Source organism: Bacillus sp. FSL M7-1345, assembly GCF_038006985.1.
In the GTDB taxonomy this organism is placed as follows: domain Bacteria; phylum Bacillota; class Bacilli; order Bacillales; family Bacillaceae_G; genus Bacillus_A; species Bacillus_A cereus_U.
The window spans coordinates 3,423,253-3,434,515 of the sequence record NZ_JBBOWG010000001.1 but is presented as its reverse complement, the minus strand read 5'-3'; the positions used below and the strand labels follow the sequence as shown (position 1 = coordinate 3,434,515).

Here is an 11,263-nt window from a genome sequence, read left to right as displayed (position 1 = left end):
TAATGGGAGGGTTTATATGAAAGCTCGTATATTAGCGTACATATTTATATTTTCTTTATATGTGGGTTTTGGCTCTTATTCCGTTTTTGCGCAGGATAACTTGCATGAAGAGATTCAAAAACATGTAAAACAGTACGAGATTATGCCGCAAAATGCGATGATTGATAAGATTTGGAAGGCGACGCCTGGGTATAATGGAAAACAAGTGGATATAGAAGCGTCCTATAATAATATGAAGAAAATCAAGAAGTTTGATCAAAAACAACTTGAATTTAAGGAAGTATCACCGAGTGTTCACTTAGAAGATTTACCACCAGCTCCCATTTATCGAGGACATCCAAATAAAAAAATGGTGGGATTAACAATTAATGTGGCCTGGGGTAATGAGTATTTGCCACGTATATTAGAGGTATTGAAAAAACATGATGTGAAGGCGACTTTCTTTTTAGAAGGACGCTGGGTGAAAGAAAATTTACGATTTGCCAAAATGATTGTCGATGCAAATCAAGAAGTAGGAAATCATTCTTACACACACCCTGATATGAAAACGCTGTCTACAGATGAAATACGAGATCAATTACAAAAAACGAATCGAATGATAGAAGCAGCTACAAATCAGAAAGTGAGATGGTTTGCTCCGCCAAGCGGAAGCTTTCGGGATGAGGTAGTAAAAATAGCGGATGATTTCCAAATGGGGACGATTATGTGGACTGTAGATACAATTGATTGGAAGCGGCCAGAACCGGGTGTGTTATTGCAGAGAGTAATGCGAAAAATACATCCAGGTGCTATTGTGCTAATGCATCCTACTTCATCTACAACAGAAGCGCTAGATACTATGATTAAAAATTTAAAGGAACAAGGATATAAAGTGGGGAATATTACAGAATTACTAGATGAAAAACGTGTGGATTAAATACATTTGCATGACATTCATCTCTAAACTTGTTATCATTAAATAATAGCAATTATTTAGAGAAACTGGCATTAGGAGGAAAGTTTTTGATTAAAAAATATACGTGTAAAAATGGTGTAAGAATTGTTATGGAGAATATACCAACTGTACGCTCGGTTGCGATTGGTATATGGATCCACGCAGGTTCAAGAAATGAAAATGAAAAAAATAATGGGGTTTCACACTTTTTGGAACATATGTTCTTTAAAGGGACAGAAACGCGAAGTGCAAGAGAGATTGCAGAATCATTTGATAGCATTGGTGGACAAGTAAATGCTTTTACTTCAAAAGAATATACATGTTACTACGCGAAAGTGCTAGATGAGCATGCTAAATACGCGTTAGATGTTTTAGCAGATATGTTCTTTAATTCAACATTTGATGAGGAAGAACTGAAAAAAGAGAAGAATGTTGTATGTGAAGAAATAAAAATGTACGAAGATGCGCCAGATGATATTGTGCATGATATGTTAACGAAAGCAACATATGAAACACATCCGCTTGGATATCCTATTTTAGGAACAGAAGAAACGCTTGAAACATTTACAGGTGATACGTTACGTCAATATATGAAAGATCATTACACACCTGAAAATGTTGTTGTATCAATTGCAGGAAATATTGATGAAGCATTTTTACAAACTGTAGAGCAATATTTTGGTAATTACGAAGGAACAACAAATCGTGAACAAGTACATAGCCCAATCTTCCATTTCAATAAAGTAGCACGTAAGAAAGAAACAGAACAAGCTCATTTATGTTTAGGATATAAAGGCTTGCAAATGGGACACGAAGATATTTATAACCTAATTGTATTAAATAATGTTTTAGGCGGTAGTATGAGTAGCCGTTTATTCCAAGAAGTACGTGAGCAACGTGGATTGGCGTACTCAGTATTCTCTTATCACTCTTCTTATGAAGATACAGGAATGTTAACACTTTACGGTGGAACAGGTAGCAAACAGTTAGATACACTGTATGAAACAATGCAAGAAACGTTAAATACGTTGAAAAATACAGGTATTACAGAAAAAGAGCTTGTTAACAGTAAAGAACAATTAAAAGGAAACTTAATGTTAAGTTTAGAAAGTACGAATAGTCGTATGAGCCGTAATGGTAAAAACGAATTGCTTCTTCGTAAACATCGTTCTCTTGATGAGATTATTGAAAGTGTAAACACTGTAACAAAGCAAAATGTAGACGAGTTAATTCGCAATATGTTTACCGATGAATTCTCTGCGGCACTTATTAGTCCAGATGGAAAACTGCCAAAAGGAATGAAACTTTAATCGATTGTGTAATTCATTCGCTTTCGGAAATAACCGTATCTCTTTTATATGAGATACGGTTATTTTTTTTATATATGCAGAATAGGTACTTATTATAGGATAACCTTCATGAAAAGTAGGATAGGGGGAGATTTAATGCGTTTAAGTGAATTAAGTGGCAAAGAGATTATGGATTTAGAAAGAGCAGAAAAAATGGGAGTTTTAGGTCATGCAGATTTAGAAATTGATGAGAGAGATGGACAAATACAAGCGCTTATTATACCTACTGGGAAATGGGGAGGTTTTAAAAGAGAACAGCAAGAAGTGAGAGTAGAGTGGAGCAAAATTAAGAAGGTGGGAAATGATATGATACTTTGTGATCTTACGAACCATTCAAGATCGGAGTGAAAGATGACCATTTTGGTTGTCTTTTTTTATTTTTATATAAAGTGAAGGCTTTTACGAGCAGCCTGTGACTGCCTCCTAACTTCTTTGTTTCAGCCGAATTTTGAGGAGGCAGTCTTACTCCTCGCAAATAGCGGGATAAAGAAGTTAAATCACGTGTGCTTTTTGTTTTTCAATCACCTCAAACCCGTACATTACATATGATGTGGAGGAAAAAGAAAAAGTAGGCATTTTTCTTATAAATGAAAGAAAAAGAAGGTGAATTAGAGAATGTTGACTGAGATGCATATTGCTGTCATAGGAGGAGACGCACGACAGCTAGAAGTAATTCGCAAGCTAGTCGAACTGGACGCAAAACTTTCATTAATAGGGTTTGAACAGTTAGACCATGGCTTCACAGGGGCAGCAAAAGAAAGTATACAAGATTTAAATTTCACTTCTTTAGATGCGATTATTTTGCCGGTTGCAGGGACGAATGCCAAAGGAGAAGTAGATACTATTTTTTCAAATGAAAAAGTTTCCATAACGAAAGAACAAATTGAAAAGACGCCAGAAAACTTTACTATATATTCAGGTATTGGTACACCTTACTTGGAAAATCTCGTATCTACTACAAATCGCAAACTTGTAAAATTATTTGATCGTGATGATGTTGCAATCTATAACTCTATTCCGACCGTAGAAGGTACACTAATGATGGTTATTCAACATACTGATTACACAATTCATGGATCGAATGTAATGGTTTTAGGATTTGGTAGAACTGGTATGAGTGTTGCAAGAGCCTTTCAATCATTAGGAGCACATGTCAAAGTTGGAGCAAGACGTTCGGAACATATTGCTCGTATTACAGAAATGATGTTTTCTCCTTTTCATATGCAAGACATAGAGAAAGAAGTAGGTAATATCGATATTGTTATTAACACAATTCCGCATCTCGTTGTGACAGCGAATGTTATTTCAAAAATGCCAGCTCATACGCTAGTTATTGATTTAGCTTCTAAGCCAGGTGGCACGGACTTTCGCTATGCGGAGAAGCGTGGAGTGAAGGCACTATTAGCACCTGGTCTTCCTGGGATTGTTGCACCGAAAACAGCAGGACAAATATTAGCGAATGTTCTTTCTCAGTTATTAATAGCAGATGCAATCGCAAAGGAGGAGGATGAGAAATGAGTTTGAAGGGGAAACGAATTGGTTTCGGATTTACAGGCTCACATTGTACGTATGAAGAAGTTATGCCGCATTTAGAGAAGTTAATTGCAGAAGGTGCAGAAGTACGTCCCGTTGTTTCTTATACTGTCCAATCAACAAATACTAGATTTGGCGAAGGGGAAGAATGGATTAAAAAGATCGAAGAAATAACAGGGTTTAAAGCAATTAATTCAATTGTCGGAGCAGAACCACTCGGACCAAAAATCCCGCTAGATTGTATGGTGATTGCTCCTTTAACTGGAAATTCGATGAGTAAATTTGCGAATGCGATGACAGATTCTCCAGTATTAATGGCAGCAAAAGCGACGCTTAGAAATGGAAAGCCTGTTGTGTTAGCTGTTTCGACGAATGATGCTTTAGGGTTAAATGGGGTAAATCTAATGCGCCTAATGGCTACAAAAGACATCTACTTCGTACCATTCGGCCAAGATGCACCAGAGAAAAAACCGAACTCAATGGTAGCTCGTATGGAGTTACTTGAAGATACAGTATTAGAAGCGTTACAAGGAAAACAATTACAACCTGTTGTTGTAGAAAAATTCAGATATATGAATTAAAAAACGAAAAAAAACGTACAATTTTTGTTGAAACCATCATTCTTACTGTAGAATATGATAAAATTAACGTTATTAAGATTAGAGGGGGCATTGTAAGCTCCTTCTAATTCTAAGTTATAGAAGGATTGGTATCTAGAAAGGGGCATAGTGATGGAAAAGCAAAAAACTTTTCATGTCGCTGTAGTTGGAGCAACCGGCGCAGTTGGTGAACAAATGTTAAATACTTTAGAGAAACGAGAATTTCCAATTGGGAAGTTAACGTTACTTTCATCTAAACGATCTGCAGGTAAGAAACTTGTATTTAAAGGCGAAGAATTTACAGTTCAAGAGGCAACTCCTGAAAGTTTTGAAGGAGTAGATATTGCACTATTTAGTGCAGGTGGATCTGTATCGAAACAATTAGCGCCAGAAGCAGCAAAGCGCGGTGCAATTGTTGTTGATAATACAAGTGCATTCCGTATGACAGAAAACGTGCCACTTGTTGTACCTGAAGTAAATGAAAATGATTTAAAAGAACATAATGGTATTATTGCAAATCCAAACTGTTCTACAATTCAAATGGTAGTAGCTCTTGAGCCAGTTCGCCAGCAATATGGTTTAAAACGAGTAATCGTTTCCACATATCAAGCTGTATCAGGTGCTGGTGCGGCAGCTATTGAAGAACTTCATGAACAATCACAAGCAATCTTAAATGGCGAAGAAGTAAAGGCGAATGTTTTACCTGTATCAGGTGACGAAAAGCATTTCCAAATCGCTTTTAATGCTATTCCACAGATTGATAAATTCCAAGATAATGGATTTACATTTGAAGAAATGAAAATGATTAATGAAACGAAAAAAATTATGCATATGCCTGAATTAGAAGTAGCTGCGACATGTGTACGTTTACCAGTTGTATCGGGTCATTCCGAGTCTGTGTACATTGAAGTAGATAAAGAAGGCGTAACAGTAGAAGAAATGAAAAACTTACTTGCAAATGCAGAAGGTATTGTACTGCAAGATAATCCAGCAGAGCAGTTATATCCAATGCCAGCTACTGCAGTAGGTAAAAACGAAGTATTCGTTGGAAGAATCCGTAAAGATTTAAATAATGATAAAGGATTCCATCTTTGGGTCGTATCTGATAACTTATTAAAAGGCGCTGCATGGAATTCTGTTCAAATTGCAGAGCGCTTAGTAAAATTACAATTAGTGTAAACGGCTAAGAGAAGGTGCAAAATATGAAAATTATTGTTCAAAAATTTGGTGGAACATCAGTACGTGATGACAATGGGCGTAAGCATGCGCTTCACCATATAAAAAAATCGTTAGCTGCTGGTTATAAAGTAGTTACTGTCGTATCAGCAATGGGCCGTAAAGGTGAACCGTACGCAACTGATACGTTATTAAGTCTTGTAAATCAAGAGGAATCTAATATTTCTAAACGCGAGCAAGATTTATTATTATCATGCGGAGAATTAATCTCAGCAATTGTTTTCTCTAACATGTTGAATGAGAATGGTATAAAAGCAGCAGCATTAAATGGTGCACAAGCTGGTTTTGTAACGAATAATGACTTTACGAATGCTAAGATTATTGAAATGAATTGCGATCGTATACATGAAGAGTTAGCAAATGTAGATGTTATCGTCGTTACTGGATTCCAAGGTCAAACGAAAAATGGAGATACGACAACACTTGGCCGCGGAGGTAGTGATACTTCAGCTTCAGCATTAGGTGTTGCGCTTCATGCTGAATATATCGATATATTCACAGATGTTGAAGGTGTTATGACTGCGGATCCTCGTATCGTAAAAGATGCGCGTCATCTTCAAACTGTAACATATAACGAGATTTGTAACATGGCTTATCAAGGTGCGAAAGTTGTTCATCCGCGTGCGGTTGAAATTGCGATGCATGCAAAAGTACCACTTCGTGTACGTTCTACGTATTCTGATAGTGAAGGTACGCTTATTGCGGCATATGATGGTGCTACAAAAGGGCAGGATGTAGAAGAGCGTCCTGTTACAGGGATTGCCCATGTGTCAAATGTAACGCAAATTAAAGTGCTTGCAAAAGAAACTGCATATGATTTACAACAACACGTGTTTAAAGAAATGGCTAATGAAGGGATTAGTGTGGACTTAATTAACATTTCTCCTACCGGTGTAGCTTACACAGTAAAGGATAGTGTATCAGCGCGTGCAGTTGAGGTTTTAAAGCAACTTGGATATGATCCAGTTGTGACAGAGCATTGTGCGAAGGTTTCTATCGTTGGTGCTGGAATGGCAGGTATTCCAGGGGTTACAGCGAAAATTGTCACAGCTTTAGCGGAAAAAGGTATTCAAATTCTGCAATCAGCAGATAGTCATACGACAATTTGGGTTCTTGTAAAAGAAGCCGATTTAGTGGAGGCTGTGAATGCATTACATAGTGCATTTGAGCTTTCAAAAGAAAAGCAACTGGAACAATAAGGAGTGAGATCATGATAGATTTTGGGACAATTGCAACCGCGATGGTAACACCGTTTGATAAAAACGATAATATCGATTTTGCAAAGACAACGAAATTGGTAAATTATTTAATTGATAACGGTACAACAGCAATCGTGGTAGGAGGAACGACTGGAGAATCTCCTACATTAACATCAGAAGAAAAAGTAGCGTTATATCGCCATGTCGTATCTGTTGTCGATAAAAGGGTGCCCGTAATCGCTGGAACAGGTAGCAATAATACGCATGCTTCTGTTGATTTAACAAAAAAGGCAACTGAAGTTGGTGTTGATGCAGTTATGCTAGTGGCACCGTATTATAACAAACCGAGTCAAGAAGGGATGTACCAGCACTTTAAAACAATCGCTGAAAGTACTCCGCTTCCGGTAATGCTATATAATGTTCCAGGGCGATCTATTGTACAAATCTCCGTTGATACAGTTGTTCGTTTATCAGAAATAGAAAACATTGTTGCGATTAAAGATGCAGGCGGCGATGTGTTAACAATGACAGAAATCATTGAAAAAACAGCGGACGACTTTGCAGTATACAGCGGTGATGATGGTTTAACATTACCAGCTATGGCAATTGGAGCAAAAGGTATTGTTTCTGTAGCATCTCATGTTATCGGGAATGAAATGCAAGAAATGATTGCTGCATTCCAAGCTGGAGAGTTCAAAAAAGCGCAGAAATTACATCAATTACTAGTAAAAGTAACGGATGCACTATTTATGGCGCCAAGCCCAACACCAGTAAAAACAGCATTACAAATGGTTGGATTAGATGTAGGTTCTGTACGTTTACCACTTCTTCCATTAACGGAAGAAGAAAGAGTAACGTTACAATCTGTAATGCAATCTATTCCTCGTTAATAAAAATGACCTAGTGTGAAACTAGGTCATTTTTATTTTGACTAACTATATGTAAGTGGTGAAAATTAGCTATAGTTAATAGGCTGTAATAAGAAGGCGATGGCAGAGTGTAGGATTAGTTAGAAACGGATTACAGAGATAAGATTTTTTTAGTGAATATCGTTTCATGTTTATGTAAAGAACTTACATGAATATTTTTCCATTAAACTCCTATTACGTAGGAAAAATAGTGAGTATGATATGAAAATCCCCCCCGAAAATTACAGCCTCACTTTAGCGTCTTCTCTTGTCTTTCGCATAATTTAACTTGTGTTCTATTTCTTGTATCAGGTATAATATGGCTAAGTAGCTTAGTACGGGTATGCTTAGCAAAATTGGTAAAAATTACGATTCAATGAAATTTTCATATCATATCGAATAAGATATTTGATTTATATAATGAAAGAGAGGTGAAACCTGGTTTAAAAAATTAACAAGGACATGATATCGCATAACGGTAAGGACATTCGTCTTGGACGGTGAATATATGGTGGTTGTAGAGTTTCCCCTGGTGTCTCTGCAATTTTAGTGAAATCAGTGTTTGCAAGATTTTTAAACCAGGCAACAACATGAAGAGAAAAGAGAATGAGTCTGTTAAAGTATTTGCGCTTGGCGGAGTAGGTGAAATCGGAAAAAATATGTACTGTGTTGAAATTGATTCTGAAATCTTTATTGTAGATGCAGGATTGATGTTCCCGGGAGATGAAATGTTTGGGATTGATATTGTTATTCCTGACATTACATATTTAGTAGAAAATCAAGAGCGAGTAAAAGGACTATTTATTACCCATGGTCATGAAGATCATATTGGTGGAATTGTTTATGTGCTTCGTAAATTATCTATTCCAGTATATGCGACGAAATTAACGGTAGGACTTATACAAGAAAAGCTTGGCGAAGCAGGAATGTTAGGCCGTGTAGACTTAAAAACAATTGACTCGAATTCAACAGTAGAGTTTAATTCAACAACTGTGTCATTCTTCGGAACAACACATAGTATTCCGGATTCTGTGGGTGTTTGTTTCCATACATCAAAAGGTGCTGTAGTATATACAGGAGACTTTAAATTTGATCAAACTCCAATCGGAAATAGTGGAGCAGATATTGGGAAAATGGCGCAAATTGGAAATGAAGGCGTGCTTTGCTTGTTATCTGATAGTACAAACGCTGAACGTCCTGGTTATACAGGTTCGGAAAAAGAAGTTGGTATAGAGATTTCTAAAGTATTCTATAGTTCAGAAGGACGTATTATTGTTGCTTCATTTGCCTCCAATGTACATCGTATTCAACAAGTGTTTGATGCAGCTGCTGAAACTGGAAGGAAGGTAGCAGTAGTAGGACGTAGCATGGTAAAAGTGGTAGATATTGCAAGACGTCTTGGTTATTTAGATGTTCCAGAAGGTATGGTTATTTCATTACAAGAAATAGACAATTTCCCGGAAAAAAAGGTAGCTATTTTAACGACTGGTAGTCAAGGGGAACCGATGGCAGCCCTTTCTAGAATGGCGAAGCAAGCTCACAAACAAATTTCAATTCGTAAAGGTGATACTGTTATTATTGCAGCTTCTCCAATTCCAGGAAATGAAATATCTGTATCAAAAATTATTGACTTGTTATTTAGATCTGGTGCTGAGGTTATTTATTACGGTGAAAGAAAAGTTCACGTTTCAGGTCACGGTAGCCAAGAAGAATTAAAGCTGATGATAAATTTAATGAAGCCGAAGTATTTTGTACCCGTACATGGTGAGTTTCGTATGCAAAAAGCACATGCATATTTAGCGGAAGATGTAGGTATTACGAGAGAGAATATCTTTATCGTAGAAAAAGGTGATGTAATTGCTTTTGGTGACGATGAAGCAAAATTAGTTGGTAAAGTGCAAGCTGGCAATGTTTTAATTGATGGATTAGGTGTAGGTGACGTCGGTAACATCGTTCTTCGAGATAGAAAGATGTTATCTCAAGATGGAATTTTAGTTGTTGTTGTAACACTAGGTAAGGATGAAAAGAAAATAATCTCTGGTCCAGAAATTATTTCACGCGGCTTTGTATATGTTCGTGAATCAGAAGCATTAATCGAACGATCCACAGATATTGTACGTATGATTGTTGAACAATCAATTAAAGAGTATACAATTGAATGGTCTATGTTGAAACAAAATATTCGTGAATTATTAGGCCAGTTCTTGTACGAAGAAACGAAGAGAAAGCCAATGATTTTACCGATTATTATGGAAGTATAAAGAAGGTCACCTTTACAGGTGATCTTTTTCTTTTTTAACCCTATCGAATGAAATTTATAACTTAAGAAATAATAGTTATATACGAGTGAAAGGGGATGCGATATGACAGAACGTGATCGTTATACAAATGAAGAAAAAGAAGCTGAGCCGAAAGAAGTTCCAAAAGAGGCTTCTATAGTGGAGAAAATTCAGCAACTTGGACAGACGAATGTACCACAAATGAATGAATCGCGTATTCATTGCTTAACAATTGTTGGGCAGGTGGAAGGTCATATTCAGTTGCCACCACAAAATAAAACAACAAAATATGAACACATCATTCCGCAAATTGTCGCGATTGAACAAAATCCAAAAATTGAAGGTTTACTGTTAATATTAAATACAGTTGGAGGTGACGTTGAAGCTGGGTTAGCGATTTCTGAAATGGTGGCTTCGCTTTCAAAACCAACTGTATCTCTTGTTTTAGGAGGAGGGCATTCAATCGGTGTACCGATTGCGGTCTCGACTAATTATTCATTTATTGCCGAAACAGCGACGATGACAATTCATCCGATTCGTTTAACAGGTCTTGTTATAGGTGTGCCGCAAACATTTGAGTATTTGGATAAAATGCAAGAAAGAGTCATTCGATTTGTGACAAAGCATTCGAAAGTAACGGAAGATCGTTTTAAAGAGCTTATGTTTGCAAAAGGGAATTTGACGCGAGATATTGGGACGAATGTAATAGGTGGAGATGCAGTGAAGTATGGTCTTATAGATGGTGTCGGTGGTATTGGTAGCGCACTTCGAAAATTAAACGAATTAATTGATGAACGCATGGATAATAGTGCAGAAGGGACAATGCTACAATGATTTTATATACAATTATGCCGGAGCAACTTGTGTATCCGGCCGATTATTCACAATGCGAAAGCCAAAAAGTTGTGAATATAAATGGCGTGGAATTAGTGGTTTCTGAGGAGGATAATCAATGTTACTCTATTGTACGTGTATTAAGTACGAATCCGTCTCACTACCTAGATTTTGAGCCTGGACAGAAAATTACCTTTTAGCAAAAAGAAGGATTTTGTTTAGGAGCTATGGTATAATATACAAAACAAGACGGTTGAGCAGCCATGAGTAGGCTGCTTTCTTCTGTTTATTTAACATTTTACAAGAAGTGTAAAAATAGAAGATATAAAGACCTGAAAAATAGAGAGAAAGACATATAAGTAGAACTTTTTTATAAGGAAGTTGTACTTAAT

At 36.7% G+C, this 11,263-nt stretch carries 11 protein-coding genes; all 11 read left to right on the top strand.

Features of this window, described 5'->3' with window-relative positions:
• Positions 1–16 precede the first annotated feature (16 nt).
• The 11 genes from MHB76_RS17845 (at position 17) to MHB76_RS17795 (ending at position 11,071) form a co-directional block, all read left to right on the top strand.
• A complete protein-coding gene (locus MHB76_RS17845) occupies positions 17–916 on the top strand; it encodes a polysaccharide deacetylase family protein (RefSeq protein ID WP_002111361.1) in 900 nt (299 codons plus the stop codon).
• Positions 917–1,002: 86 nt separating this feature from the next.
• The gene (locus MHB76_RS17840) at positions 1,003–2,244 is read left to right on the top strand and encodes a M16 family metallopeptidase (RefSeq protein ID WP_002111360.1); all 1,242 of its coding nucleotides are present in this window, start codon (positions 1,003–1,005) and stop codon (positions 2,242–2,244) included.
• A gap of 135 nt (positions 2,245–2,379) precedes the next feature.
• Entirely contained in the window at positions 2,380–2,631 is a 252-nt protein-coding gene (locus MHB76_RS17835; RefSeq protein ID WP_340987297.1) for a YlmC/YmxH family sporulation protein, read from the top strand.
• Between the two features lie 267 nt (positions 2,632–2,898).
• Positions 2,899–3,801: a dipicolinic acid synthetase subunit A gene (dpaA, locus tag MHB76_RS17830; protein ID WP_002160749.1), complete on the top strand. Its 903-nt coding sequence runs from the start codon at positions 2,899–2,901 to the stop codon at positions 3,799–3,801.
• Complete coding sequence (gene dpaB / locus MHB76_RS17825; protein ID WP_002111357.1) at positions 3,798–4,397, top strand: dipicolinate synthase subunit B; 600 nt, start codon at positions 3,798–3,800, stop codon at positions 4,395–4,397. Before dpaA ends, dpaB begins: the two co-directional genes overlap by 4 nt.
• A 150-nt stretch (positions 4,398–4,547) precedes the next feature.
• The gene (gene asd, locus MHB76_RS17820; protein ID WP_002014577.1) at positions 4,548–5,594 is read left to right on the top strand and encodes an aspartate-semialdehyde dehydrogenase; all 1,047 of its coding nucleotides are present in this window, start codon (positions 4,548–4,550) and stop codon (positions 5,592–5,594) included.
• A gap of 23 nt (positions 5,595–5,617) precedes the next feature.
• Positions 5,618–6,850 carry an aspartate kinase gene (dapG, locus tag MHB76_RS17815; protein ID WP_002160751.1) on the top strand — a complete coding sequence of 411 codons (1,233 nt, stop codon included), beginning with the start codon at positions 5,618–5,620 and terminating at the stop codon, positions 6,848–6,850.
• An 11-nt stretch (positions 6,851–6,861) separates the two neighbouring features.
• Entirely contained in the window at positions 6,862–7,740 is an 879-nt protein-coding gene (gene dapA, locus MHB76_RS17810; protein ID WP_002160752.1) for a 4-hydroxy-tetrahydrodipicolinate synthase, read from the top strand.
• Between the two features lie 608 nt (positions 7,741–8,348).
• On the top strand, positions 8,349–10,019 hold the full coding sequence (locus tag MHB76_RS17805) for a ribonuclease J (protein ID WP_002199548.1): 1,671 nt from the start codon (positions 8,349–8,351) through the stop codon (positions 10,017–10,019).
• Positions 10,020–10,121: 102 nt separating this feature from the next.
• Positions 10,122–10,871, top strand: a complete 750-nt coding sequence (tepA, locus tag MHB76_RS17800) for a translocation-enhancing protein TepA (RefSeq protein ID WP_002146116.1) — start codon at positions 10,122–10,124, stop codon at positions 10,869–10,871.
• Positions 10,868–11,071 carry a YlzJ-like family protein gene (locus tag MHB76_RS17795; RefSeq protein WP_002111349.1) on the top strand — a complete coding sequence of 68 codons (204 nt, stop codon included), beginning with the start codon at positions 10,868–10,870 and terminating at the stop codon, positions 11,069–11,071. The genes tepA and MHB76_RS17795 overlap by 4 nt, the downstream gene beginning before the upstream one ends.
• The last annotated feature ends 192 nt before the right edge of the window (positions 11,072–11,263 follow it).

Bases quoted from the DNA above. Each gene is read 5' to 3' on its own strand.
- MHB76_RS17795 (WP_002111349.1), top strand. From the start codon at position 10,868: ATGATTTTATATACAATTATGCCGGAGCAACTTGTGTATCCGGCCGAT.
- tepA (WP_002146116.1), top strand. From the start codon at position 10,122: ATGACAGAACGTGATCGTTATACAAATGAAGAAAAAGAAGCTGAGCCG.
- MHB76_RS17805 (WP_002199548.1), top strand. From the start codon at position 8,349: ATGAAGAGAAAAGAGAATGAGTCTGTTAAAGTATTTGCGCTTGGCGGA.
- MHB76_RS17835 (WP_340987297.1), top strand. From the start codon at position 2,380: ATGCGTTTAAGTGAATTAAGTGGCAAAGAGATTATGGATTTAGAAAGA.
- dpaB (WP_002111357.1), top strand. From the start codon at position 3,798: ATGAGTTTGAAGGGGAAACGAATTGGTTTCGGATTTACAGGCTCACAT.
- dpaA (WP_002160749.1), top strand. From the start codon at position 2,899: ATGTTGACTGAGATGCATATTGCTGTCATAGGAGGAGACGCACGACAG.
- asd (WP_002014577.1), top strand. From the start codon at position 4,548: ATGGAAAAGCAAAAAACTTTTCATGTCGCTGTAGTTGGAGCAACCGGC.
- dapA (WP_002160752.1), top strand. From the start codon at position 6,862: ATGATAGATTTTGGGACAATTGCAACCGCGATGGTAACACCGTTTGAT.
- MHB76_RS17845 (WP_002111361.1), top strand. From the start codon at position 17: ATGAAAGCTCGTATATTAGCGTACATATTTATATTTTCTTTATATGTG.
- dapG (WP_002160751.1), top strand. From the start codon at position 5,618: ATGAAAATTATTGTTCAAAAATTTGGTGGAACATCAGTACGTGATGAC.